The following is a 25,253-nucleotide window of genomic DNA, read 5'->3' as shown; positions in this document are numbered from 1 at the left end:
ATAGTTTGCTATATTAGTGTAAATGCTTTTCACAAAGACCAAAACATGACAAGAATCTTGTTAGTGCTCTGTTTGGTGGCGTGTTTCCCATTATATGCCCAATCTCAAAAATTTACTATATCAGTGGATAATGTGCCACTGAAAAAAGTAATGAAGAAGGTTGAAGGTTATAAAAAATATTATTTTGCATACAGGACCGAATTTCTGCAACATGCCAACCGGGTTTCCGTACATGTAATTGAGGGCACTATTGAAGAAGTAATGGAACAGGCGCTGAGAGGCCTGGGATTGAATTACCTGATCGTAGGCAATATGATCACTGTACGGCCAGATTCTACCTTCCCCCGTTTTCGCAAGCCTGAGCTTTTGGCTATTGACGGCCATGTTACCAACGAAGCTGGTGAACCGTTAGTAAGGGTATCAGTGCAGGAAAGCGGTTCATTGTCGGGCACCGTTTCAAAAAACGATGGACAATTTAATATCTCCGTTAAGCCTAACTCGGTTATAACTTTTACTTCCGTAGGCTATGAGTCGGTTGATAAATTAGTGAAAGACCAATCATTTATAACAATCCGGTTAAAGCCGCAGGTAAAAGACCTTGATGAAACGGTGATTATCGGTTATGGTAAAACGTCGAGAAGGTATAACACCGGTTCTGTTTCCAAATTAAGCCATTCTGATATTGCACGCCAACCGGTGTCGGACCCATTGGGCACCTTGCAAGGCCGTGTACCAGGTTTGCTGATCACACAAAGCAATGGAGTGCCCGGTTCTCCCTACAAGGTTCAATTACGCGGGCAAAGTTCCATTGGTATTGTGCCTGGTAAGTTACCCCCTAATGATCCTTTGTTTATTATTGATGGCGTTCCTTATGCGCCCAACAACACCCCGCTGCTGGGTGTTACATCCGGTACGGCCATGGGCGATTTGGGAAGAAGCCCTTTCTCGCTTTTAAATGTTGGAGATATTGATCATATAGAAGTGTTGAAAGATGCCGATGCTACTGCTATTTACGGTAGCCGGGGGTCTAATGGTGTAGTGCTCATTACTACCAGGAAAGGAAAACCGGGTGTTGCTTCTTTTACCGTTAATATCAATAATGGCTACAGCAAAATTACCCGCTATGCCGATATGATGAATACTGCACAATATGTGCAAATGCGCCGGGAGGCATTGATGAATGATGGATTGGCACTCGATGACCGTACTGCGCCCGATCTGCTTTCCTGGGATACTACGCGCTATACCGACTTCAAGAAAATGCTTATTGGCGGCAAGGCTGTTATAAATAATGTACAACTTTCTTTATCGGGCGGATCAAACCGGTTACAATATTATTTTGGTGCAGGGTATCACCGGGAAACAACCGTTTTCCCCGGTGACCTGAGCAATGAAAGGTTATCAGGGCATGTAAACCTGCATTACCAAAGCAGGGATTCCAATTTAACTGCAACGTTATCAGTAATAGTTACCGGTGATAAAAACAGATCGATATTAAATGACCTCACCAATTTGGTAAACCTGGCGCCTAATGCCCCGGTGTTGTACGATTCAACCGGTAAGTTAAACTGGGAGCAAGGCGACCTGTCCTTCACCAATCCGATGGCAATTTCGCTTCGGTCCTATGAGTCAAAGACCAGTAACCTGTTGGGCAATCTGGCTATCAACTACCGCCTAACAAAGGGCCTGGTGTTGAAAACTAGTATGGGATACAACAGACTGCAATCAGATGAGATCGGAATAATACCAGGTAGTAGTCAGAATCCGTTTGGAACACCTAATCCTGAAGGCAATTCTTATTTTGGTAAGATAAACTTTAACAGTTGGATACTAGAACCACAGATGGAATATAACCAGTATATTGGAATTGGAAAGATCAGCGGGTTGGTAGGAACCACCATGCAGGTTCAAACGCATTCTGTTACTACCATTGATGCATCTGATTTTGCGAACGATGAATTGTTACGTTATTTACACGAGGCCGGCAGCCAGGAAACCAAAAAGTTCAAGACCGAATACCGGTATGGCGGTGTATTTGCCCGTTTGAACAGCGTTCTTTCTGACAAATATTTGATCAACCTCACCGGCCGGATAGATGGCAGCAGCCGGTTTGGCCCGGGTAAACAGGTGGGCGCCTTCTGGGCTGCGGGGTTGGGCTGGATATTTTCCAACGAGCCTTTTATTAAGTATACTATTCCTTTTATAAGTTATGGCAAGCTAAGAGGAAGTTATGGTGTTACCGGTAACGACCAGATAGGTGATTACCGGTACCTTGACAAATGGCAGGACATCACCGGCGCCTACCTGGGGCGTGCGGGTATTACACCCGTTCAGTTGGCAGACAGTAATTACAGTTGGGAGGTTGGCCGCAAACTGGAAGCTGCCATTGAATTGGGTTTGTTTAAAGACAGGGTGATAATCACCGCTGCCTATTATCGGAACCGGACCGGCAACCAGTTGATTTCTTATGCCTTACCGGTAATAACCGGCTTTAATAATTATGCAGCCAAAAATTCCGCGGCAGTAGTACAAAATACCGGTTGGGAAATGTTGGTGCAAACAAAGAACAGGCTTAATAAGCATTGGCATTTGAACGGGACTGTTATGTTGACCATGCCCCGGAATAAATTAATTGCATTTCCCAATTTGGCTACATCTCCATATTCCGGCTCACTGGAGATCGGACAATCACTTTCTTTGTTAAGAGGATACGCATATACTGGAGTGAATTCACTAACCGGCGTGTTTGAATTCAAAGATGAGGATGGTGACGGACGCATCAGTTTCCCGAACGATTACCGGATTCGTGGCCATATTGCCCCTGCCTGGTATGGATCGGTTCAAACCAATGTACAGTACAAAGGCTGGCAACTGGATATCTTCTGGGAGATCAGGAGGCAAAGGGCTGAAAGTTACCTGTATCCAATATATGAAAACAAATACCCGGGAACCATGTTGATGAATCAGCCCGTGATGCTACTGAACCGTTGGCAGCAACGTTTTGATAACGCTCCATTTCAGCAATTCACTACCGGCGCCAATGGGGCCGCAAGTGCAGCTATTTCCCATTTTGTACAATCAGATGGTATTATCCAGGATGCTACTTTTGGCCGGTTAAAGAACATTGAGCTTTCCTGGCGGTTACCGCCACAATGGTTAAAAAACATTTCTCTTAAGAACTGCCGTTTATATATGCAAGCGCAGAATCTAATTACCATTACAGGCTATAAAGGAACAGATCCTGAAACACTCAGCATGTTTGTGTTACCGCCATTGCGAACAATAGCGTTTGGGGTTGAATTAAGTTTTTAAATAAAACGTATGAAATGCTTGTGGTTACATACTAATAAATGCTTTTGGATAACCGGGATGTTATTCATATTAGCCACTACAGGTTGTAAAAAACTGGTGCAGGTTGATGAGCCGGACGATTCGCTAACGGCAGGTACCGTATTTTCAAACGACTCTCTGGCGCAGGCTGCCGTAGCGGGCCTTTATATTAAAATAATGAGCAGCACAAAATTTCTGCTGAATGGCGGCATGAGTTTGTTCCCCTCCTTATCGGCCGATGAACTGCAGCGCACCATTGCTATGAATAGCGAAGACCAGTTTTATATAAATGCAATTAATCCAAGGAGCCTTACGGTAAATACCAATTTCTGGAAGGCCGCTTATGCCTATATATATCAGTGCAATATTTGTATAGAAGGATTATCTAAGTCGACCGGAGTTACTGCAGCAGTAAAAAATCGACTATCCGGGGAAGTGAAATTTGTTCGGGCGCTGTGCTATTATTACCTGGTGAATTTGTATGGCGATGTGCCGTTGGTATTAGGGACCAATGCCGAGGTAAATGCGTTGTTACCGAGAACCTCGGTGAACCAGGTGTATAAGCAAATGGAAACCGACCTGGTAGCTGCTGCTGATGCGTTAACAGACGCGAAGGAAAATACCACGCCAACAACCTATGCCGCAAAAGCACTACTGGCCCGGGTATATTTGCACCTGTCAGATAATACCAAGGCAGAAGAAATGGCTTCTGCCGTTATCAATGCCGGGCAGTTTTCACTTCAAAGTGACCTAAACGCTGTATTCAAATCAAACAGCAAAGAAACTATCTTTCAGTGGGCGCCTGTGATGGATAAAATAAACGCCGCCGAAGGTTTTATGTTTATACAGCCAAATCCGGGCATACGCCCCACTTATGTTTTAACTACTAATTTAAAGAATGCATTCGAAGGTGATGACCTGCGCATGCAACACTGGGTAGGTATGGTAACATCAGGCACACAGACCTATTATTATCCCTACAAATATAAAATATACCAGTCAATCAATGGAAATGCGCCTACCGAATACAATGTGGTATTGCGGCTGGCAGAACAATACCTGATACGGGCAGAAGCGCTGGCCCGGCAAGGTAAAATAGCACAAGCCGTTGCCGACATAAATACGATACGTACCCGGGCACAATTACCGGATATCTCAACTTCCATTGGTAATGATGCATGTTTGCAGGCTATAGAACAGGAACGCCGGATTGAATTGTTTGCAGAATGGGGGCATCGCTGGTTCGATCTGAAGCGGACCAACCGCGCTGATGCGGTGCTCAGTGCTGTGAAGGGAAGTAACTGGCACCCGCATGACCGGTTGTATCCTATTCCGTTTACCGAACTGGAACTTGATCCAAACCTTAAACAAAATCCTGGTTACGATTAGAGTATAAGCGATGAAACAAAAAACAAAAGGCGTATCACGCCGTTGCATATAGGTACAAGTAAATGTATACGCATTAAACATGATACGCCAGAAGGTTTAGGAATCAGGGGTGAGAATAGAGCGATTTGTCTTGTATTGATGTGATGGGATAAGGAGTTCCCCACTGGTCAAACGAAATATTCGCTGGGGCCCAACCTTTTTCGTGTAAGGTTTTAGGATTTGTGGTGCTTTCATCGAGACCGGTAAGCGCAATCTCGTTGGCAACCGTGTTTTGGCGGCCAAGCCACGTGTTCGTAACATCAAACCAATAGTAATTGACTTGCGTGGAAATTGGTTTTGGTTTAAGATCAGGTGTTACGGCAAAAGGGGTAGTGAGCATTATTACAAATGCCAGCAGGAACAAGGTTACTGTTGCTTTTTTCATAATCGTTCTGCTTTTGTTCTTCAAAAAGCAGTAAAAACATTGAGTGTATAGAATGATGCTTGTACCCGTTATTGATGGAGCATAGGATTCCCTGTTCGATGGTTACATCGAAAAAGTTGAAGGCTGCAGTAATGCAAATGCTGAGTTTAGTCAGGGATCGGAGTCCGAGAACGGTAATGAAAGAAATAGGCTTGCTTGAAAAAGGTTATAACGGGATACGGGGAGGAAGTAAGGATATTTAATTGTAAGGGCTGGAAAAGCAGGATCTCGTTTTCAATTCCTGAATAAAGTTAGGAGAAAGAAGATTGATTTTATAAAAAAATTTCACTATTGGTTAATCGTTGAAATGCTGCATTATATGACGTGAAAAAAGTTTTAATGTTTATTTTCGGTGTTTTCACAGGATAGCATAGACTAATTTAATATTTACGAAAACTATACAGGCTGCGAATGTTTAGCCATGATGTGTGAGTAAAGGGATTGTTGCGGCAAGCAGTTTATTGCCCTTCTATCATTATTCGTGTAATGTATAAACGGTTAAGCTAGCCCCTACTATAAATAAAATTATTTTTCCCCGGCTTAGTAAAAAGGTGCCTTATTGGTGTTTTTATTTATGTAGTATGAGTTAGAAAACTTGTAGGGAGTGCTATTTAAATGTACCAAAGTGGCAAGGAAGGAATTTGCTTTATCCGAAGGGTGCTTGAAGCAAAATAGTGCAGCAGAAATTATAGTTTCAAACAAAATTTTATTGATAATAGATCAACGACCGATTTATCACATGGAAGAACGCACCGGTTGTTTAGCCATTGGGCCGCAGCCGGTTTTTAGAAAACCTGTATCTCTCTCCATATATCCGCTGCTACACTGATGCCACGAACCAGAAAGAAGATTGCGACATTTCAAAAACTACATGACCATGAGGAATACAGACAATTTAACGAATGAGAAAAGTAAGCGCCTTAAACAACAGAAGATCCCCGAATTCGAAAAAGTTTTTCATTTATTCAACCCCGCTCTTTGTTTTTTTGCCCGCCGGTTAGTAAATGATAGCGCTATTGCCCAGGATATTGTAACAGATGTATTTGTTAAGCTGTGGCAAAAGCAGTCTGATTTTAAAACGGTATATTCCGTAAAAGCATTTCTATACATTAGTACGCGGAATGCCTGTCTCAACCATAATCAACAAGTACAGTACCAAACGCGCATCCGGGAAACAATTCGTCAGCAATCGAATGATATTGAAACCGATGGAATGAATGAGGCTATTCATGCCGAAGTATTGCAACAGGTTTATAATATTGTAAATGGTTTACCGGAGAAGTGTAAGGAGGTGATGTTGCTGAGCTATACCAAAGGCCTCGATTGTCATGAAATCGCCCGTCAAATGCGGTTATCAGTGCATACTGTCCGTAACCAAAAAAACAGGGGCGTACATCTAATTAAAAACAGGTTCAGGTTTAGGGAAGAATTTGTTCCCATTTTGTAGCACCACAACTTATTAGCTAACGCGAAACGCTTAACGCCGATCACCTGCGTCCTTACGGAGGTCGGCGTTAAGCGTTCTGCATTCAACGTTAACTTTTTCTTCTTCCTTCCAGTATGCGGTAAAACGACCGGCTGCGTATTTCATCGATGGTTAGCCCTGTTGCGGTGGCTTCGTCTTCGGTAATAGCGCCACAATTCATAGCTTTTAAGAAGAAGTTGAGTAATCCCTGTCCGGTAGCTGCATCATCAAAAATGTCTTTGGTAAGTGTTGAAATAGCAGCCCGTTCAACAAATGTTTTTAGCCGGAATACGGCATCTTCATAACTGTTTAAAAAGAAATTATAGGTAGCCGCATAACGCATAGGCAATTGTGCGGGATTGAGGTCCCAGCCCTGGTAAAAACCATTGATGAGTGAGTGCATGGTATGATGGAATCCCGTGCGCCAGGCCTGGTGCACCGATTCGCGGTTCTCAGCCATTTGTTCAAAGGTGAGCTGTTCACCACGGTGTGGTCCAATAGGCATTACATTGGTAGCGCCATCTGATAAAAAAATGCCTGTGCCAGCCAGGGCTACTTTGGTCATGTGATGGGCAAAATCGCAAACCGGGTGTGCCATCGTTTGATACTTAGCCGTAATGCCGCAAGAGGCCGTATAATCGTATGTTCCAAAATGGGCTGCTATACATCGGCCTTCACTGGCTTTTATGATCCGCAGCAATGGGTTGCGACCTTCATCATCCATAATAATTTGCGTGGCTTCTACCATGGTTTCCATTTTCAATGATCCCGGTGATAATTGATGTGTCTTTTCAATTATTTCAAACAATCGAACCAGGGTCATTACCTGTTCTGGAATGGTTACTTTCGGCAACATGACCACGAAATTATTGGGCAGAACACTATTGGTGTTTTCGAGCAGGGTAGAAAGGAAAATGTCTAAAGTGCGTACACCCCGTTGTTTCAGATCTTCTGTAAATGGTTTTATGCGAATGCCAATAAAAGGGGAGATTGTTTTGTTCTTCATACCGATGGCCAACTCTCTGGCTGCCTGCACAGCGGTAGCATCTTCTTCATCATCGGGCCGGTTGCCAAAGCCATCTTCAAAATCAATTCTAAAATCTTCTACCGCTTCAGTTTGCAGTTTTTTTATGATCTTATTATACACCGTATACGACAGCCAGGCGGGCTCCTGTTTGCGAAGGGCTTCCGGCATCCCATCCAATTTTTTAGTAAGTTCCCCGATCCCGTCTTGATGCCGCGGCAAATGTTCGTAGCCGTTTAATTGTAATACCCTGGCCAGTTCTACAAAATTGGGTGCATAGGTTTGCAGGTTCTTTAGCGCAATATCACCCATCTTAATGCAGGTGTCTGCTTTAAACAAATTGGCGCCACCGTATACAGTATGCACAGGTTGGCGGTCGGGTTTATCACCAGGATATATTTTTTGGAATTTGAGATTGGCCGTTTGTAATTGATCTAACAGCGCAGATCTCTCTATTTCCGGTATGGAAAATTTCATATTGCTTCTTTATTGTAAATTATAATTTTTTGCTACAGGTTATACAGTGGAAAGATACTTTTATTGTTGTTCGTTTTTATGACCCGCGGTAGGTGGAGTACCCAAACGGATTTAATAACAAAGGCACATGGTAATGCGTTGTATCGGTAATAGAGAATACCACTTCTATGAACGGATAAAAGGAAGAGACCATGAACTGCCTGAAATAGTCTCCCGTTTCAAACTTCAATTTGTATTGGCCCGTTGGCAGTAGATCATCTTTTGGCAGCCAGTCGGTAATTCTGCCATCGTTGTTGGTAATGCCACGCACGATCTCTTTCCAGTCTGCATTCTGTTGTTGGTATAATATGATCAATACGCCGGCGGCAGGTTTGCCATGGGTGGTATCCAATATATGCGTAGTTAACTGGCTCATTGAGTAATGTTGGTCTTTACAGGGTTAAATGCCAAATAGTTTTTCGAGTCTTAATTTGGTGATCTTGTTTTGTTCTTCCATCGCTATTTGTATCTCCACCTCCGGGTTGTTGTATAACCGTTGGTTTAATAATTGCAGCATTTCATCGGCAGATTTACCGGTAGCGCAAACGATAAAAATATAACCGAACCGTTTCTCGTATGCTTCATTTCCATCGGCCAATTGCTGTAAAGTTAATTGAGACGCCTCCTTTACCGATGATTGTTCACCTTCTGCCAGATGCGCGGTTGCGGCAAACTTTTCCTTCAATGCATCAATATCTCCGATCTTTGGATGATGTGCAAACGCTTCCCGCCAATCCTGTTCATGGCAAACGTACCATTGTTCTTCGGCAATCTCCAGCAGATCGACCAGGTCTTCGGCCGGTAGCGATGCTAGCATGTTGTTTACCCATGCAGTGCTGCCACAGCATTGTTGCAGCAGCATTCTTTTTTCTTCTATTTCCAGGTGATCGAATTCGGCGATGGTCATAGTTGTAAATTTTGATGGTGAATGGTCAATGGTGAGTGGATTACTGAATTTTAAGCTTCAGAAAGTTTCGGCGGCTCTCCTCACAACCCACCAATTACAACTCACACTACAGTCGGAAATCTGTTCACGTTCTTATAATAAATGTAAACAGCCGGCTCTTTACCCATAGCTGTAAACCATTGCTGGCAATAAGGCGCCATCCAGATAGAATCCCCCTTTTTTATTGGGTACCATTGATGATCGAGCATATACACGCCCTGTCCCTGCAAATACAGCAAACCATGTTCCATGATATGGGTTTCTACAAAAGGCAAATGGCCACCGGGATCGTACGTAAAAATATTCACGGCCATATCAAAGGATAAATTGTCTGGTAATAACACCTGTAATCGCAGGGCAGGATCATTCAGGTATTCATTTGCCGGAATGTGAGCCGCATCGCCGAACAGGGTTTGCGGCACCGGAGTTTCCTGCAAAGGCTCGTATACTTTATGAAAAGTGAGCATCGTGGTGCCGGGAGTTACCTCATCAAACACATATTCTTTTTGAATAGGAACATATACAAACTGTCCGTTGGTCAATACTTTTGATTGTCCACTGATCGTAGCTTTGCATTTTCCTTCTATTACATAAAAAAATATTTGTGATTGGTTGGTGCTGCCTGCCAGGTTACCGTCTTTTTGTAAAGTGATCAGGGTTTGACAAAGCCGTGCGCCCATTTGTTCATTGATGATCACATTGACAGTACAGTTCGCCCAACCCGGTACGGTACTGTTTACATACCCATCGGGGCTGATAACTGCATGATTCTTTTTTACGACCGATCTTGTTAGCGCTGAAATTTCCATATTATCCGGGATTATATTTTTGATTGAGCAAATGTATAAATGCAGCCGATACGTTAACCGCAGCGGCGAGATCTTTTAGTTCAACATTTTCAAGTGGATTATGGCTTATGCCTTTGAAGCAGCGCACAAATAACATGGCTACGGGTGATACCGGCGCGATGGCCACTGCATCATGACCGGCGCCACTGACCAGGTTGATCACTTCATAACCAGATTGCCGAACCGAATGCGCTAATAATTGATTCATGGTGGCATCACAGGCAACCGGGTTCGATTCCTGAACGGCCTTCCAATCAAATACAATTTTACGCCGCTGGCATATGCCAGCACCCAATTGCTCTAACTGTTTGTAGCAGGTAGTTAAAACCCTTTCATCGGCACTCCGCAGATCGAGGGTACAACTTACTTCGCCGGGTATTACATTGCTGGCGGCGTGCGGAATGTTCAATGTGCCTATTGTTGCTACCACATTATGAGCCGGGTCATTGGCAAATCGTTCCACTTCGAGGATGAATTCCGATGCAGCACACAATGCATCGCTGCGCATGTTCATGGGTACGGTGCCTGCGTGCCCGGCTTCGCCTTTGAACGTGATGGCAACTCTTTTTTGTCCGGCAATAGCCGTAACAATACCCACCGGAATATCTTTTTCATATAATACGGGTCCCTGTTCTATATGAATTTCAAAATAACCCAGCCAATCCTCCACTGGTATGGCGTCCTGGTGTAATAGTGTTGGATTACCACCCATAGTTTCTATTACTTCCTGCAATGTAATACCCGTGCTATCCTGTTTCCCAAGCAGGCTGTTATCGAAATGGCCCGCTACCGCTTTACTGCCCAGGTAGGTAGTGTGAAACCGGCAGCCTTCTTCATCACAAAAAGCAATGAGCTCAATATGAAAAGGTAGTGCACTTTCTTTAATTTGTTGTTCAACGATGTTAAGACCCATGAGTACCCCAAGGGGTCCATCAAACTTGCCAGCATTAACTACTGTATCTATGTGTGATGCAATGACCAGCGTTTTGCCTGCTGAATTGGGCGAGACCAATCTTCCTCTTACATTGCCGATATGATCGATGCGGGTTTGCAAACCTGCCTGTTGCATCCATTGAGCAACGAGCGCCCTGCCTTTAACAAAGGCTTCAGTTCCTAAAGTGCGTGTGGTTGTACCCGGTATTTCACTGATGGAAGCCAGTTCATTGATCCGTTGCAGGATGATGGATGCTTGTTGTAAGTGATCGGGTGTCAACGTATAATTATTTTTCCTTGGTTCAAAGCAGGGAACGTTCCCTGATCAAAAATTAGTTGTCCGCCCAGCCAGGTTTGTTCTACCACACCATACAATTCCTGGTTCAGGTAAGGTGTCATTTTATGCTTATGATGCAATTGTTCGGCTGTAACGGTAAATTTTTTATTTGGGTCCCACACAACAAAATCGGCATCAAACCCTTTTGCGATCTTTCCTTTGCTTTTGTGAAGGCCAGGTAATGCCGCTGGTTTTTCACAAAGCCATTTTGCCATATCGATTGCCGGTATATTTCGTTTTCGGGCAGCCGTCCATAATATGGGTAATGCCAATTGTAACGAAGCAATTCCTCCCCAGGCTTTCATTAAATTCCCTGATCCTATTTCTTTTATATCGGGCGGCGCCGGTGAATGATCTGTCGCCACAAAATCTATAATATTTTCCTGTAAAGCCCGCCAAAGTTGCTCGTTGTTCTCTTTTTCCCGAATAGGCGGCGCGCATTTGAAAGCTGTTTGTGCATCCGGTATTTCTTCTGCATTAAAATAAAGATAATGCTGTGCGGTTTCCACCGTGATGGGTAAGCCTTTTTTCCGGGCCTGTTTTATCGGTTCAATAGAATTGGCCGATGACAGGTGCACAATATGCACCCGGCAGTTAAACGCCTCACACAATCGTACCATCAGCGCAATGGCCTCGTCTTCCCATGCTTTAGGCCGGGAGGATAGATAGTTTTGATAAGAACGTTCATCACTGACCGGTGATGGCATGTTGGTAATTAGTTCGCAATGTACCAGCAGTGGCAGATCATATTTCGCAATAATGGGCATGGCTTTGCGTAGATCGGCCTCCGTTACATTGGGAAACTCATCTATGCCTGAATGGGTAAGAAATGCTTTAAAACCAAGCACTCCTTTACCAATCAATTTTTCAATTTCCGATCCATTACCAGGAACAATGCCACCCCAAAAACCACAGTTCACCTGCAACTGTCCTTCAGCGGCAGCAGCTTTTTGAAAAAAGGCTTCGGCGGTAGTCGTAACGGGACTTGAATTCAACGGCATATCTACCAGAGTGGTAATACCGCCTGCTGCAGCAGCGCGGGTTCCGGTAGCAAAACCTTCCCAGGCTGTGCGGCCTGGTTCATTCAGGTGTACATGCGGATCGATGATGCCCGGCATCAGCACCATTTCACCGATATCGATCGCAGTGGCACTGGCATCAGTTGACACACCAGTCACCACATCGGCGATGATGCCGTTATTGACCACGACCGTGCCTGCCGTGATGCCATCGGGTGTACAAATATTTTTACCACTGATTGCCAGGTCGAACATATAGGAATATTTAATCTTCTCTACTAAAAATAGACAATTAATTGTTTAAATTGAGTATACATTCATCAAAATACGCTGCTATGTCAATTAAACTGGGAAAGAATACTTACGGCAAAAACTCGGTTAACTTATCGAAGATCATTCGCCACCCCGATTACCATGAATTCAGGCAGATATCTGTGAATGTAGTACTGGAAGGTGATTTTGAAACCGCACATACCATCGGCGACAACTCAAAGATTTTGCCCACCGATACCCAAAAGAATACGGTATATGCATTGGCGAAGGAACATTTTGTTTCCTCTATTGAAGCTTTTGGGTTGTACCTGGCCAATTATTTCATAAGCAATAATCCCCCAATATCGCAGGCACGCATTGAAATAGCAGAGCATAGCTGGCAACGCATGCGTTTTAATGGAACTGAACATCCGCATGCCTATTGCAGCGGCGGCGCCGAAAAACATACTGCCACGATTATTCAAAATGAAAAGGGCATCGAGGTTACTTCGGGTATTAACGATCTGCTGATACTAAAAACCACCGACTCGGGTTTTGAGAACTATATTAAAGATAATTTTACCACGCTAAAAGAAACCAGTGATCGCATCTTTGCCACTCAATGTGAAGTAAGCTGGACGTACAATTCTTCCAATGTGCTTTTCACTGAATTATTTAACGGCATACGAACTACCTTGTTGCAAACCTTTGCCGATCACCATAGCCTTTCGGTACAACATACTTTATTTGCGATGGGGGAGGCCGTGCTGACAAAGTTTGCCGCCGTTAATGAGATAAGTCTGAAAATGCCTAATAAACACCATATACTTTTCAACCTGGAACAATTTGGGATGGACAATAAGAACGATATATTTATTGCCACCGATGAACCGTATGGATATATCACAGGTACTATAGTCCGTGAATAATAGGAACTTTGTATTTGCTTGCAGCGTGCAGCTTGAAGCTTGCAGCGTATTTTCACCAACCCATAAATACCATACCGGCTCCACATATAAAAAGTGTCAATCCTCCCATGGCATGGACATAGCGTTCCAGTTTTTCGGTTTTCAGGAAGGACACGCCATAGTATCCTAATATGACCATCACCACCATAGTAACCAACGTAAAAAAGGTGTAAACAATAATCAGTAAACTCATTCCCCACCAATTGCTTTTAGCAGCCGGAAAATACAGCAAGGGTATCATAGGTTCACACGGACCCAATAAGAAAATAACGAACATAACCCAGGGTGTTATTTTATACCTTTCTTTGGGCATCACTGCCTCGCCGTGTTTGTGTTCATAAACATATATTGATCCGTCTTCAAAAGTATCAAAATGCTTGTGCGCTTTATTTTGCCAGGCACGCATCCAACCCCAGATGCCATATACCAGGCCAAACAGCAATAAAATCCAACCTGCCAGTCCGCCGCGGATCTGCTCCAGCCAGGTTATTTTTGATAATGACCAGCCTAAAGCAGCGCCACCTAATCCTAATACTACGGAGCTCCAAACATGTCCGCAACCGCAAATGATTGTCCAGAAGAGGGTTTTCCCAAAACGCCAGCCTCTTGCTTTGGACAGGGCAATGAATGGCAAATAATGGTCAGGACCGGTAAGGGTATGTAAACAGGCAATACCGGAGGCTGTTAGCATCAATATTTGTAATTCAGTTGGCATGCTTAACCAGGTTGTTATTATTTGTTGTTATCAGGGCTGCAATCCTTTGCTGACAGTTGAATAATTGTTCTGCTTTATGTCCTAATATCCGTACAATGATGCCGGCATCAGGAAGGGCGCTGATGCCAAAAGTGATGTCGTTTTGCTGTTGTAAATAATTATTGATTGTTTCATAAGCCTCAGCAATGGTTTCCGGCTTATCTAAAATGATCATACTGGCCTGGTGGGAATAGCCTTCCCACTGACCAATGGCGTGTACATTCGTGATGCCCGGTTGTACGAGCCAATTCTCTTTGATCACCAGCCGGCCATGCAGGTATACATCGGTTATGCTATGATACTTTACAAAATCAAATTGTTCGCCATTCAGTTTTCGGCCACAGGTTAACAGTTCCCCCCAAATTAACCGGTTGTTGCCTTGCAGATATATTTTATTATAGGTGGAAAAAACAGCGTGCTTATGCGGTACTGCCGGGTGGGGGATGAATACAAAGGAGGAGCCTTTTTGCAAGTTTACTTCCAAGCGTTGCCTCGCGCCTTTTTGCATGTTAAATAAGCGCTGGTACGATTGGGTATGCAGGTGCAGGTGACAATTTTCTTCTACATTGATCTTTAACTGGTAGTCGTCGCCCTCTAAAACGCCGGGTGAAGAGCACATCAGCATCAGGTGTAGCGGCCCTGCTTGTTTATCTTCTGTAATGTTGGCTACTTTGAAGGGTGGGGTATAATAACTTTGTTTCAGGTAGGTGATACCTTTACGAATAGCAGTGTGTATGTGCAAATGGGCGTTCATCGGTACAGGGTTGGTTCTTCTGCTTCTTCCAGCAATGCATACTTCTTTATCCAGTTGATAACATGGCACAAACCATCACCATTCACCAGGTTGGTAAAAACAAAAGGCTGGCCATTGCGCATTTTTCGGGCATCGCGTTCCATAATTTCTAAACTGGCGCCTACGTAAGGAGCGAGATCTATTTTGTTGATCACGAGTAAATCGCTGCGGGTAATACCCGGACCACCTTTGCGGGGAATTTTATCACCTTCTGCAACGTCAATTACAAAAATGGTCAGGTCGGCAAGGTCAGGACTAAATGTAGCCGACAAATTATCGCCACCGCTTTCAATGAAAATGATCTGCACATCTTCGAATCGCGTGGCCATTTCTTCTACGGCTTCCAAATTCATACTGGCATCTTCACGAATGGCTGTATGCGGGCAGCCACCGGTTTCTACCCCAATAATTCTTCCGGCGGGCAGCGAACTGTTCCTGGTAAGAAACTCCGCATCTTCTTTGGTATAGATATCATTAGTGATTACACCAATACTATAACCGGGATACAGCTTTCGTGTCAATCGTTCTATCAACGCTGTTTTCCCGGAACCTACCGGACCGGCAATACCTATTTTTATATAAGTTCTTTCCATGTTTCTTTTCTTAAGACATATACAATCTCGAATACAATTGCTCATGCTGCATACTGCGGATATCAAAACCCGTGCAGCACAAACCGATCAATTCCCTATCAGGTTGCAAATTATTTTGCACCAATTCAGCTATCAATTGTTGCAATGAGAACAATAGTTCCTGTCCGCTTTGCTGGCTTAACGGCACCAGCTTAACACTATTGGTTACAAAGCCTGCGGCGGCATTGTAATAAAAACCGGTGAGCGCGTCTGCTTTGGCAATTTGCAAAGCAACTGCAATAATGCCGAATGCAATACAATAATGACCTGATGCCTGTTTTGATTGTATGGCAGTTGCATACCAGTTCAACCAGTCGTTATTGCACAAGGGCTGAAATATTTTTATGAGCCGCATGCCCAACTTTTGACTGGCCTGCCGCATTTCTTTTGGGAGCTTAACTGCCGTACAAAGGTCATCGAGCTGTATTATTTCACCCTGTTGATTACTCGCTATTGCATCATACACCAACGACCCAATGGCTGCATCGGTATAATGAATGTTCTGTGATAACATACCCGTAACAAATGCTTTGGCCGTGGCAGCATCTTTTACAATACCCAGTTGTACATAAGTTTCCAATCCTGCGGAATGAGAAAAGCCGCCCACCGGTAAAGCAGGATCACTTAATTGTAATAGACGGATCAACGCTGGGTTCATACACCGGTATTTGTGAATTGCATGATCTTTGAAAATAAACTGCTATTGCTATGCGCATGCGGCGCTACCGTTGTTTTCAACGGATAGAGTAATTTTCTTCTATCCTGTTTAATGGCATAACCCTGGGATGATAATAGCCGGAAAAGCGGCATTTCAAAAGGCACCAACACTTCGTCCTTTTCAAAGAACAACGGCAGGTGTTTGTTCCCGATCTCATAACAAACCGAGGCCATTTCAAACAGATTGGTTGGTTTAATGACCAATACCTCGCAGGGCACAATGTCTATGGCTACGATAATGGTTTCGTCTTCATACAACACATCGCCCTGGGTAAGCGCAGGATTTTTATCGAGAAATTTTAATGCAACGTCATTGCCGGCTTGTGTTTGCTTGCGTAATATGCGTTTACTGGTTTCGTACCATTCCAGTTGCAACCAGTCTATACCCCTGTTGTTGAGATTGAATGAGCTAAGGTTACCTTTCTTTTGTTGAATCAGCATTCGCACAATTTGTGGTTTAATTCTTAGAATAGGAAATATCGTTGGGCCAGTGGCGCTACAGCAATTGGCTCGCAGGTTACCGCTTGTCCATCAACCCGTACTTCATAATTTTCCGGGTTTACGTCAATAACCGGTGTTGCATTGTTATGTACCATGTCTTTTTTAGAAATGCCCCGGCAATTCATGACGGGTAAGATCATTTTTTTCAACCCATATTGCTGTACAATATTTTTCTCCAGTGATAACCTGGAAACAAATGTTGCGCAGGTAGCATGCAATGCTTTACCATAAGCGCCGAACATGTGCCGGTAAATAACAGGTTGCGGAGTAGGGATGGATGCATTGGGATCGCCCATTCTGCTGGCGATGATCATACCGCCCTTGATGATCATTTCAGGTTTGGCACCGAATAAAGCAGGCTTCCACAAAACCAGGTCGGCCAGTTTGCCGGGCTCCAAAGAACCTACGTACGTTGAAATGCCATGCGTAATGGCCGGGTTGATGGTGTATTTGCATACATATCTTTTTACCCGGAAGTTGTCATTGCCTTTATTGGCATCTTCGGGTAAAGCACCGCGTTGGATCTTCATTTTATGAGCCGTTTGCCACGTTCGGGTAATTACTTCACTTACCCGGCCCATTGCCTGTGAATCGGAGCTCATCATACTGAACACGCCCATGTCATGTAAAATATCTTCTGCGGCAATTGTTTCAGGCCGAATACGGGAATCGGCAAAAGATACATCTTCGGGAACGGATTTATCCAAATGATGACACACCATTAGCATATCCAGGTGCTCATCGATCGTGTTCACTGTAAACGGCCGGGTAGGGTTGGTAGAAGAAGGAAGTACATGCTGGTACATGGCTGCCTTGATTATATCCGGCGCATGCCCCCCGCCGGCGCCCTCTGTGTGATACGTGTGGATCACCCGGCCATTGATGGCGTTGATGGTATCTTCCAAAAAGCCGGCTTCATTTAAAGTATCAGTATGTATGGCAACCTGTACGTCGTATTGATCAGCGATTTTCAATGATGCATCAATTACCGCAGGCGTGCTGCCCCAGTCTTCATGGATCTTCAAGCCCAATGCCCCGGCTGCTATCTGTTCTGCAAGCGGAGGCAATGCAGCGCAATTGCCCTTACCTAAGAAACCGAGGTTCATGGGAAAGGCTTCTGCCGCTTCAAGCATCTTTTTCATATTCCAGGCGCCCGGTGTTACGGTAGTTGCATTGGTGCCATCTGCCGGGCCAGTACCGCCGCCTATCATGGTAGTAATACCACTGAACAACGCATGATCTATCTGTTGCGGACATATAAAATGAATATGCGTATCGATGCCGCCGGCAGTAGCAATTAAACCCGCGCCGCCATGCACTTCTGTGGCCGCGCCAATGATCATATTGGCATCCACGCCATCCATGGTATCGGGGTTGCCTGCTTTGCCAATACCAACTATCTTACCGTCTTTAATTCCTATATCAGCTTTAACAATACCCCAGTGGTCAATGATCATGACGCTGGTGATCACCATGTCCAACACACCTTCATCGCGGGCGGCGCGTGCCGATTGCGCCATGCCATCGCGAATGGTTTTGCCGCCACCGAATTTGGCTTCATCGCCATATACGGTAAAGTCTTTTTCAATTTCAATAATCAATTCTGTATCGCCTAAACGCACTTTGTCGCCCGTGGTAGGCCCATACATGTTGGCATATTTAATGCGGTTGATGCGCAGGCTCATGCAGATTGGTTTTTGAATTGGTTGTTCAATGCGTTTTGTAGTGACTGTTGTTTATTGGTGTCTGCAATGTCATCATTCACTAGGTTGTTAAAACCGAATACTTTTTGCGCCCCACCCAATGCTACCAACTGCACTTCTTTTTCTTCACCGGGCTCAAAGCGAACTGCTGTTCCTGCCGGAATGTTCAGTCGCATGCCATAACCTGCAGACCGATCGAACTGCAATTGCCGGTTCACTTCAAAAAAATGGAAATGCGAACCGATCTGTACCGGGCGGTCGCCGGTATTTACAACCACAACCGTGGCTGTTGCGCGGCCGGCATTGGCAATAATATCATCAGGTTGCAAGATGTATTCTCCGGGAATCATAGTTGTTAATTTAGGTTGTAACTATCTTATGGGATCATGCACCGTAACCAGTTTGGTGCCATCGGGGAAAGTAGCTTCAATTTGAATTTCAGGGATCATTTCAGGCACGCCTTCCATTACATCATCGCGGCTTAAAATGGTGGCGCCATATTGCATGAGTTCGGCAACTGATTTTCCATCGCGGGCTGCTTCCTGCAGGTGACTGCTGATGAGGGCGATGGCTTCGGGATAGTTCAGTTTCAATCCACGCGCTCTTCGCTTTTCCGCCAGCTCTCCTGCCAGGAACAATAATAGTTTTTCCGATTCTCTAGGTGTAAGGTGCATATATTAATAAGAAAATTCAGGTATGTAATGAAATAGAATTACAAAGGCAGGCAATGATTTAAGTTAGGGAAAAAAATAATAACTGCAAGGGGAATGAGCTGATTATTTCGGATGAAATTGTTTGTAAGAAGAATTTTTTCAGGCGCTTGATGGGGGCTGCGAATTATTCTTCACCTCAATAATCTCCGCCGCAATACTGATAGCTATTTCCTCAGGAGTTTGACTATTGATGGCAATGCCAATGGGCGCATGAATGGATTGTAATAAAGATGCTGGCACGCCTTCCGCCCGATAATCGTTGAACATTTTTTCGATCTTGCTTTTACTGCCAAGCAAACCAAAATACCGGAATTGCTTTTTCCATAAAGTTCGCACTACGATGTCATCGGTTCGGTACCCGACCGTCATCACCACCACATACTCATTATTCCCGCCGGGGATCAATTCCATTAATGCTGAATAGTCATCAATTATTTTTTTCTCATGCACATACTCGTTTTCTTCGACTGTTTTCAGGTTCGACCGGTCATCGTATAAATGGATATAAAATTGCATGTCCTGCATCATGCGACAAAGCGCCAATGCACAATGCCCCGCGCCAATTACATATAGATGATTTTTATAGCCTGTTTTTTCCCGGTATAGCCATTCCGTTTCGGATGTCATAGAAAAATAAAAATCAGTTTCGGGCGCAGCTGCGGCGAATTGCAAGCCGGCCGGAGATAATTGCAGTGTACCATTCAGATTTTGCTGCAGGCTGGCCATGATCCGTTGTATAGTATTGGCGTCTTCGGGAACAACCCGGTATAATAAAATGGTTTGCTCGCCCGAACAGATCATACCACTTTGATTGGTGGCTGCAGTTTTATTGTGAAATTGTTTTTTGATGATGTTTTGGGCGTCGGTTGTATAGGTATTCTGTAAGTCGGAAAAGTTCAGCGTTATTTTTTCTTTCAACTTGTCTTTTGCAGCCTCTACAAATTTATGTTCCATAATACCGCCGCCAATGGAACCTTCCGTTTCTCCATTCACATTCACTGCCATGAAAAAACCCTGGCGGCCCGGACTGCTTCCTTCACTTTGCAGCACATACAACAACATGACCGGCACCTGTTGCTGCAGGCTTTTATTTATCAACTGCCAAATGATTAATTGTTTCTTCATGTGCATGAATACTTCCTTCCTTTTGAGTTGTGTATAATGCCATCAAAACTTTTTCGGGTGTCATAGGGGCATCAAACGGAAAATGACCGTTCTTATTAAATGCGCGTACTGCCTTGCGTAATGCAAAATAGGCACCGATGCCATACATTAGCGGAGGTTCACCCACTGCCTTCGACCGGAAGATAGCGAGGTTATCGTGTGGCGTTTGTAAGAATTCGATGGCTATTTCTTTTGGTACCGCATAAATGTCTGGTACTTTATAGGTAGAAAGCGCATTCGACCGTAACCGTCCGTTTGCATCATATACTACTTCTTCCATGGTCATCCAGCCGATACCCTGTACAATACCGCCTTCGATCTGTCCAAGGTCAACAGCGGTGTTCATGCTGGCGCCAAAATCGTGCACTACTTTTACTGTATCCATCGTATACGTTCCGCGGATACAATCGACCGTTACCCCAACAAGCGCGGTTCCATAAACATGATATGCAAATGGATGTCCTTTTTCTTTAGTGGCATCAAAATGAATTTCGGGTGTAGCGTAATGCGCATGTTCCGAAAGTCCTATTCGTTTTACATGCCCTGCCATGACCAGCGACTTCCAGTCGCGGTCGGTTTTTTGCCCATTCACCCATACATATTCATCCTGCAATGCAACTGCCTCCATGGCAACGTTCAGTTCTTCGGCAATCATCTTCTTCAATCTTCCTGCAATGGCAGTGCAAGCCATCAGGGTGGCTTTACCATTCAGGTCGGCGGTAGCGCTGGCTGCAGATGGCGAAGTGTTGGCAATTTTAAATGTATTGGTTGTATGAATTTTGATCTTATCGGGCTGAATGGAAAATACCTGGGCAGCTACCTGCAAGATCTTGGTGTTCACACCCTGGCCCATTTCAACGGCGCCGGTAGTAATGGCCACGCTGCCATCGGTATACACGTGCACCAGTGACCTTGCTTGGTTCATCAGGGTTTTGGTGAACGAAATACCAAAGCAAACAGGCATGCAGGCCAATCCTTTTTTAAACCATTTATTAGCGGCATTAAACGCTTCCACTTCTTTATGCATACTAGCAAAGTCGTATAATGCAATGGCTTTGTGCCAGCATTCGGGCGCTTCGCTTTGCGCTTTTTGTCCGTACGGAAATTCATCGCCGGTTTGTAACAGGTTCTTTTCCTGTATTACGGATGCGTCTATGCCAAGCGCCTCGGCTGCTTTGGTAATGGCTGATTCGATCATGAACATGCCTTGCGGACCTCCAAAGCCGCGAAAAGCGGTATTCGGCGGCAAATGCGTTCGGCAGCTATAAGCAGTTGCTTTTACATTCGGAATATAATAAGAGTTGGTGCAATGGAACAACGTGCGTTCCAGTACCGCAGGGGACAGGTCAGCCGCGGCACCGGCGTTCTGGTAGAAGGTTACTTCGTAAGCAACGATCTTCAAGTCATCATTCAACCCAATCTTGAAATCGGCTGAATAAGGATGGCGTTTGCCCGTCATTGCCATATCTTCCATGCGATGTAGCGAGTATTTAACTGGTTTCTTTACCAGGTAGGCTGCCAATGCACAAAGCGCCGCCCAGGTATTCGCCTGATCTTCTTTCCCACCAAAACCGCCACCCAGCCTGTTTACCTCTACTTCTACCAAATGCATAGGTAAACCCAATACCCGCGAAACAGCCCGCTGTACGGCCGTTGGTCCCTGGGTAGAAGAATAGATCTTAATAGCGTTATGTTCCTGTGGCACGGCATAAGCGCCTTGTGTTTCTATATACAAATGTTCCTGACCGTTGGTATCGGCCCGGCCTTCAAAAATATGCGTGCATTGTTGCCAACTGCTTTCCGTATCGCCTAATTGAAAAGTTCGTGCTGGTACGATCAGTTCACCCAATGCCTGTGCTTCCCGCGGATCGGTGATCACTGGCAAGGATTCAATGGTAACTTTTATTTTTTTAACCGCAGCCCGGGCTGCATCAACAGAGTCTGCCACTACAAAAGCTACAGGCATGCCGCAAAAATGTACTTCATGATCGGCGAGCAACGGTTCATCAGGCACAATGCCTCCGATCTGGTTTTCGCCGGTAATATCTTTATGGGTGATGATGCGCACGACACCAGGCAACGCTGCTGCTTCGCTAACATCCAGATGGGTAATGGTACCATGTGCTACCGGTGAACCAAAAGAGGCGCCGAACAAAGTGCCCTGTATCAGGGGAATATCATCCAGGTAAATTGATTCACCCCGCACGTGTGTATATGCATCGATATTCTTCATAACTAAAATTAAATCTGAGCACCAAAAGCTGTAAAACGCCTAATCGCGAAAAGCACCAGACTTACCGCAAAGCGTTTGCTGTTACTGTCAAAAAATGGGCTTTGATCAACTGGCCTAATAGCAATCGTTTATAATCTGCTGTTCCCCGGGCGTCGCTGATGGGTGAAATATCCGTTTGGGCAATGGCTATTGCCTGATCGATCGTTGCATCAGAAAGTGGTTGGCCTTTCAAAAATGTATTTGTTTTATCGAGCAATTTGGGAACGGGCGCAATGCCACCGGCCGCAATACGAACATCTTCAATACTATTGCCTTGCATGGTTAGGCAGATAGCTGAGTTCACACTGGCAATATCCAGGTTGGTACGTTTGCTTACTTTTTCAAAATTAAAGACGGTATTGTCGCCGGGCAATTCAAATGAAATGGATTCCAGTTGCTCGTCTGGCTGTTTATCGAGGGTTTTATATCCTTTATACAATTGCCGCAGTGGCAATGTCCGGCTTTCTCCGCCATTACTGAATATCAGCGTCGCATCTAATGCCAGCAGGAAAATGGTGAGGTCGCCAATAGGAGAGGCGTTGATCAGGTTGCCGCCTACTGTTGCTATATTACGGATAGGGGTAGAGGAAACCAGCTTAATATAATTTGCCAGGTGGGGAAAGTATTGTTGCATTACCGGCGATTCACTCAGGTTGGTTACCGTAGCCGATGCGCCAATGATGCAACGGTTTCCTTGTTGCGTGATGCCTTTCAGCCGGGCATCATCAAATAGAAACTTTATAGAAGCATCCTTTAGCGTATCGTGTTTTTGCACATATACATCGGTACCACCGCCCACCCATTCTGTGGCAGAGGTGGGCTGAAGTTGTCCATTCAGTTCAGTTTGTAACAGGTGCAATCGTTGTTTGATCCCGGCAAACCAGGCTGGCAAAATATGATTCTCCGATACAAAAACGGTTGGCTCTGCCGATTGTCTTGCCTGCATTACCTGCGCTACTTTGCCGGCTGCGCGTTCAATAGATTTGTAACCCGTACAGCGACAGATATTTCCATCAATAGCAGCAATGGCATTTTGCGTGGTGGCGGTTTTGTCGCTTAAACAAAAACCTGCCAGTGACACTACAAAGCCAGGCGTACAGAATCCGCACTGGGTGGCAGATTCATCATACATGGCCTGCTGAATAGGATTTAATCCATCCATATTCAAACCCTCAATAGTTACCACATGTTTACCGTGTACATTGCCCAGCGGCGTTAAACAACTGGTGAGGGACCGGTATTGCAATTCATTGTTTACCAATTCGCCTACCAATAGGGTACAGGCGCCGCAGTCTCCTTCATTACAACCGACTTTGGTGCCGGTTAAATGCTGGTGATACCGCACAAAATCCAGCAACACCATACCGGGCGGCAGGTTGGTAGAAATGTCTTTATTATTGAGAATAAATTGGATCAAAGTCAAAAACGGTTTCTTTAAAGTTAGCATAATTCGGGCAAAGTGTAAGGGGGCCCAATGGTTTCAAAACAATTAATATCTACCCTTTAATTTTCTGTATAACTCTCTCCACTTTTTCCGCCACCTCAACCGCTCCCTCAATCCGCAACACCGGACAGTTCAATGTTTGCAGCCATTGCTCATGACGTTTTTTGTTGCGGCCTGGTTGGTTGCTATCGTCATATGACAGCGCCCAGTCAATAAACTCCTGACTCGATGGTGATATTACTTCCCCATAGCGCACTTTCTCCCGATTAACCAAACGCGTTGCGCGAATTTCCCTTGGCAGCCATAAGTACACTATTAAGTTGTATTGCTCTTTCAAAAAATGGCCCCAACTGTCCAGTGAACCACCTACGATCCAGTGTGCTTCTTTATTAAGATCTTCTGCTAATTGCTGATCGCGTTTACCGGGCTCGCGGCGAACCTGGAACGGCGGATCGGTTTTCTCCCAATAATAATAATCGGCATCAAAATAGGGGATGGCTAATTCTTTGGATAGTGCCTCGCCCAGCGTGGTTACTCCGCTGCCTGATGCACCAATGATGAGCATGCGCATAAATAAGAAAAGGTTTATTTCAGCAAATTCAGATCGGGTTGCGCGTATTTGTATACTTTAAAATACAAAGTGGTTTTGGTTTGATACACCCCTTCAATCTTTGATATTTCGTTTACGAATTCCACCAGGTGATTGTTGTCGCGGCACATCACGTCTACTTCAAGATCATAATCACCCGAAGTCATGGCCAGGAAACTTACCTCGGGCAGTTTGCATATTTTCTGCGCCACCTTTTCTTTAAAAGTTGCCGGCCGAACAAAAACCGCAATATGCGCATATGCCCTGAAACCCACTTTATCGGGGTTAACACGGCCAATAATATTAATGGTGCCTTCTTCTATTAATTTATTCACCCGGGTACGAATGGTTCCTATTGATACATTCAATTTTTCTGCAATAACGGTAAAAGACATCCGTCCGTCCTTTTGCAGGCAGGAAAGGATCGCAAAATCCAGTTCGTCGAGCGGGAAACCGTTTTTTTCCATATCAGCAAAGTTGC

Annotated in this window: 24 protein-coding genes; 4 read left to right on the top strand and 20 right to left on the bottom strand. The window is 44.7% G+C overall.

Annotation, left to right across the window (positions count from 1 at the left end; all coding sequences use genetic code 11):
* The first annotated feature begins 150 nt into the window (after window positions 1-150).
* On the top strand, window positions 151-3,312 hold the full coding sequence (locus FAM09_RS00500) for a SusC/RagA family TonB-linked outer membrane protein (protein ID WP_166436983.1): 3,162 nt from the start codon (window positions 151-153) through the stop codon (window positions 3,310-3,312).
* A gap of 57 nt (window positions 3,313-3,369) precedes the next feature.
* Window positions 3,370-4,719 carry a RagB/SusD family nutrient uptake outer membrane protein gene (locus FAM09_RS00495; protein ID WP_166436982.1) on the top strand — a complete coding sequence of 450 codons (1,350 nt, stop codon included), beginning with the start codon at window positions 3,370-3,372 and terminating at the stop codon, window positions 4,717-4,719.
* Between the two features lie 103 nt (window positions 4,720-4,822).
* On the opposite strand, the gene FAM09_RS00490 is transcribed toward FAM09_RS00495, so the two are convergent.
* Window positions 4,823-5,143 (bottom strand): hypothetical protein, encoded by a 321-nt coding sequence (locus FAM09_RS00490; protein WP_136575120.1) that lies wholly within the window; start codon window positions 5,141-5,143, stop codon window positions 4,823-4,825.
* Window positions 5,144-6,059: 916 nt separating this feature from the next.
* Between FAM09_RS00490 and FAM09_RS00485 the strand changes: the two genes are divergently transcribed.
* Complete coding sequence (locus FAM09_RS00485) at window positions 6,060-6,629, top strand: RNA polymerase sigma factor (RefSeq protein ID WP_166436981.1); 570 nt, start codon at window positions 6,060-6,062, stop codon at window positions 6,627-6,629.
* An 88-nt stretch (window positions 6,630-6,717) separates the two neighbouring features.
* Here FAM09_RS00485 and FAM09_RS00480 read toward each other — a convergent pair whose 3' ends face one another.
* From FAM09_RS00480 to allB, 6 genes are all read right to left on the bottom strand, one after another.
* Complete coding sequence (locus tag FAM09_RS00480) at window positions 6,718-8,148, bottom strand: DUF6986 family protein (protein ID WP_136575118.1); 1,431 nt, start codon at window positions 8,146-8,148, stop codon at window positions 6,718-6,720.
* 76 nt (window positions 8,149-8,224) lie between these two features.
* A complete protein-coding gene (gene uraH / locus FAM09_RS00475; RefSeq protein ID WP_136575117.1) occupies window positions 8,225-8,563 on the bottom strand; it encodes a hydroxyisourate hydrolase in 339 nt (112 codons plus the stop codon).
* A 24-nt stretch (window positions 8,564-8,587) separates the two neighbouring features.
* Window positions 8,588-9,094 carry a 2-oxo-4-hydroxy-4-carboxy-5-ureidoimidazoline decarboxylase gene (gene uraD, locus FAM09_RS00470; RefSeq protein ID WP_136575116.1) on the bottom strand — a complete coding sequence of 169 codons (507 nt, stop codon included), beginning with the start codon at window positions 9,092-9,094 and terminating at the stop codon, window positions 8,588-8,590.
* A 101-nt stretch (window positions 9,095-9,195) separates the two neighbouring features.
* Window positions 9,196-9,942, bottom strand: coding sequence for a (S)-ureidoglycine aminohydrolase (gene allE, locus FAM09_RS00465; RefSeq protein WP_136575115.1), 747 nt, complete (start codon window positions 9,940-9,942; stop codon window positions 9,196-9,198).
* Between the two features lies 1 nt (window position 9,943).
* Complete coding sequence (locus tag FAM09_RS00460; RefSeq protein ID WP_136575114.1) at window positions 9,944-11,194, bottom strand: allantoate amidohydrolase; 1,251 nt, start codon at window positions 11,192-11,194, stop codon at window positions 9,944-9,946.
* On the bottom strand, window positions 11,191-12,525 hold the full coding sequence (gene allB, locus FAM09_RS00455) for an allantoinase AllB (protein ID WP_136575113.1): 1,335 nt from the start codon (window positions 12,523-12,525) through the stop codon (window positions 11,191-11,193). Before allB ends, FAM09_RS00460 begins: the two co-directional genes overlap by 4 nt.
* An 80-nt stretch (window positions 12,526-12,605) precedes the next feature.
* On the opposite strand from allB, the gene pucL reads away from it, so the two are divergent.
* Window positions 12,606-13,451, top strand: a complete 846-nt coding sequence (gene pucL, locus FAM09_RS00450; RefSeq protein WP_136575112.1) for a factor-independent urate hydroxylase — start codon at window positions 12,606-12,608, stop codon at window positions 13,449-13,451.
* Window positions 13,452-13,503: 52 nt separating this feature from the next.
* Here pucL and FAM09_RS00445 read toward each other — a convergent pair whose 3' ends face one another.
* The 13 genes from FAM09_RS00445 to FAM09_RS00385 form a co-directional block, all read right to left on the bottom strand.
* Window positions 13,504-14,205 (bottom strand): hypothetical protein, encoded by a 702-nt coding sequence (locus FAM09_RS00445; RefSeq protein WP_136575111.1) that lies wholly within the window; start codon window positions 14,203-14,205, stop codon window positions 13,504-13,506.
* A complete protein-coding gene (locus FAM09_RS00440) occupies window positions 14,195-14,998 on the bottom strand; it encodes an urease accessory protein UreD (RefSeq protein WP_136575110.1) in 804 nt (267 codons plus the stop codon). Before FAM09_RS00440 ends, FAM09_RS00445 begins: the two co-directional genes overlap by 11 nt.
* Window positions 14,995-15,630, bottom strand: coding sequence for an urease accessory protein UreG (gene ureG, locus FAM09_RS00435; protein ID WP_166436980.1), 636 nt, complete (start codon window positions 15,628-15,630; stop codon window positions 14,995-14,997). The genes FAM09_RS00440 and ureG overlap by 4 nt, the downstream gene beginning before the upstream one ends.
* A gap of 10 nt (window positions 15,631-15,640) precedes the next feature.
* Window positions 15,641-16,327 carry an urease accessory protein UreF gene (locus FAM09_RS00430; RefSeq protein ID WP_136575108.1) on the bottom strand — a complete coding sequence of 229 codons (687 nt, stop codon included), beginning with the start codon at window positions 16,325-16,327 and terminating at the stop codon, window positions 15,641-15,643.
* The gene (gene ureE / locus FAM09_RS00425; protein WP_136575107.1) at window positions 16,324-16,827 is read right to left on the bottom strand and encodes an urease accessory protein UreE; all 504 of its coding nucleotides are present in this window, start codon (window positions 16,825-16,827) and stop codon (window positions 16,324-16,326) included. Before ureE ends, FAM09_RS00430 begins: the two co-directional genes overlap by 4 nt.
* A gap of 23 nt (window positions 16,828-16,850) precedes the next feature.
* Window positions 16,851-18,572 carry an urease subunit alpha gene (ureC, locus tag FAM09_RS00420; protein ID WP_136575106.1) on the bottom strand — a complete coding sequence of 574 codons (1,722 nt, stop codon included), beginning with the start codon at window positions 18,570-18,572 and terminating at the stop codon, window positions 16,851-16,853.
* Window positions 18,569-18,940, bottom strand: a complete 372-nt coding sequence (locus FAM09_RS00415) for an urease subunit beta (RefSeq protein WP_136575105.1) — start codon at window positions 18,938-18,940, stop codon at window positions 18,569-18,571. Before FAM09_RS00415 ends, ureC begins: the two co-directional genes overlap by 4 nt.
* A 21-nt stretch (window positions 18,941-18,961) precedes the next feature.
* On the bottom strand, window positions 18,962-19,264 hold the full coding sequence (gene ureA, locus FAM09_RS00410; protein ID WP_136575104.1) for an urease subunit gamma: 303 nt from the start codon (window positions 19,262-19,264) through the stop codon (window positions 18,962-18,964).
* A 138-nt stretch (window positions 19,265-19,402) separates the two neighbouring features.
* Window positions 19,403-20,428, bottom strand: coding sequence for an XdhC family protein (locus tag FAM09_RS00405; RefSeq protein WP_136575103.1), 1,026 nt, complete (start codon window positions 20,426-20,428; stop codon window positions 19,403-19,405).
* Window positions 20,391-22,700 (bottom strand): xanthine dehydrogenase molybdopterin binding subunit, encoded by a 2,310-nt coding sequence (locus tag FAM09_RS00400; RefSeq protein ID WP_136575102.1) that lies wholly within the window; start codon window positions 22,698-22,700, stop codon window positions 20,391-20,393. Before FAM09_RS00400 ends, FAM09_RS00405 begins: the two co-directional genes overlap by 38 nt.
* 61 nt (window positions 22,701-22,761) lie before the next feature.
* Window positions 22,762-24,156 (bottom strand): FAD binding domain-containing protein, encoded by a 1,395-nt coding sequence (locus tag FAM09_RS00395; RefSeq protein WP_136575101.1) that lies wholly within the window; start codon window positions 24,154-24,156, stop codon window positions 22,762-22,764.
* Window positions 24,157-24,235: 79 nt separating this feature from the next.
* Window positions 24,236-24,754, bottom strand: coding sequence for an AAA family ATPase (locus FAM09_RS00390; protein ID WP_136575100.1), 519 nt, complete (start codon window positions 24,752-24,754; stop codon window positions 24,236-24,238).
* 14 nt (window positions 24,755-24,768) lie between these two features.
* Window positions 24,769-25,239, bottom strand: coding sequence for an Lrp/AsnC family transcriptional regulator (locus tag FAM09_RS00385; RefSeq protein ID WP_136575099.1), 471 nt, complete (start codon window positions 25,237-25,239; stop codon window positions 24,769-24,771).
* Window positions 25,240-25,253: the final 14 nt, after the last annotated feature.

The organism is Niastella caeni, assembly GCF_004834005.1.
Taxonomy (GTDB): Bacteria; Bacteroidota; Bacteroidia; order Chitinophagales; family Chitinophagaceae; genus Niastella; species Niastella caeni.
The sequence above is the reverse complement of the archived record's forward strand: the minus strand, read 5'-3'. Positions and strand labels throughout refer to the sequence as shown.

Coding starts and splice junctions, on each gene's coding strand:
- ureA (WP_136575104.1), bottom strand. CDS start 19,264: ATGCACCTTACACCTAGAGAATCGGAAAAACTATTATTGTTCCTGGCA.
- FAM09_RS00390 (WP_136575100.1), bottom strand. CDS start 24,754: ATGCGCATGCTCATCATTGGTGCATCAGGCAGCGGAGTAACCACGCTG.
- FAM09_RS00400 (WP_136575102.1), bottom strand. CDS start 22,700: ATGAAGAATATCGATGCATATACACACGTGCGGGGTGAATCAATTTAC.
- allB (WP_136575113.1), bottom strand. CDS start 12,525: ATGTTCGACCTGGCAATCAGTGGTAAAAATATTTGTACACCCGATGGC.
- ureG (WP_166436980.1), bottom strand. CDS start 15,630: ATGGAAAGAACTTATATAAAAATAGGTATTGCCGGTCCGGTAGGTTCC.
- FAM09_RS00495 (WP_166436982.1), top strand. CDS start 3,370: ATGTTATTCATATTAGCCACTACAGGTTGTAAAAAACTGGTGCAGGTT.
- FAM09_RS00440 (WP_136575110.1), bottom strand. CDS start 14,998: ATGAACGCCCATTTGCACATACACACTGCTATTCGTAAAGGTATCACC.
- FAM09_RS00480 (WP_136575118.1), bottom strand. CDS start 8,148: ATGAAATTTTCCATACCGGAAATAGAGAGATCTGCGCTGTTAGATCAA.
- uraD (WP_136575116.1), bottom strand. CDS start 9,094: ATGACCATCGCCGAATTCGATCACCTGGAAATAGAAGAAAAAAGAATG.
- FAM09_RS00430 (WP_136575108.1), bottom strand. CDS start 16,327: ATGAACCCAGCGTTGATCCGTCTATTACAATTAAGTGATCCTGCTTTA.
- ureC (WP_136575106.1), bottom strand. CDS start 18,572: ATGAGCCTGCGCATCAACCGCATTAAATATGCCAACATGTATGGGCCT.
- FAM09_RS00485 (WP_166436981.1), top strand. CDS start 6,060: ATGAGGAATACAGACAATTTAACGAATGAGAAAAGTAAGCGCCTTAAA.
- pucL (WP_136575112.1), top strand. CDS start 12,606: ATGTCAATTAAACTGGGAAAGAATACTTACGGCAAAAACTCGGTTAAC.
- FAM09_RS00415 (WP_136575105.1), bottom strand. CDS start 18,940: ATGATTCCCGGAGAATACATCTTGCAACCTGATGATATTATTGCCAAT.
- FAM09_RS00500 (WP_166436983.1), top strand. CDS start 151: ATGAAGAAGGTTGAAGGTTATAAAAAATATTATTTTGCATACAGGACC.
- FAM09_RS00490 (WP_136575120.1), bottom strand. CDS start 5,143: ATGAAAAAAGCAACAGTAACCTTGTTCCTGCTGGCATTTGTAATAATG.
- ureE (WP_136575107.1), bottom strand. CDS start 16,827: ATGCTGATTCAACAAAAGAAAGGTAACCTTAGCTCATTCAATCTCAAC.
- uraH (WP_136575117.1), bottom strand. CDS start 8,563: ATGAGCCAGTTAACTACGCATATATTGGATACCACCCATGGCAAACCT.
- FAM09_RS00385 (WP_136575099.1), bottom strand. CDS start 25,239: ATGGAAAAAAACGGTTTCCCGCTCGACGAACTGGATTTTGCGATCCTT.
- allE (WP_136575115.1), bottom strand. CDS start 9,942: ATGGAAATTTCAGCGCTAACAAGATCGGTCGTAAAAAAGAATCATGCA.
- FAM09_RS00405 (WP_136575103.1), bottom strand. CDS start 20,428: ATGAAGAAACAATTAATCATTTGGCAGTTGATAAATAAAAGCCTGCAG.
- FAM09_RS00445 (WP_136575111.1), bottom strand. CDS start 14,205: ATGCCAACTGAATTACAAATATTGATGCTAACAGCCTCCGGTATTGCC.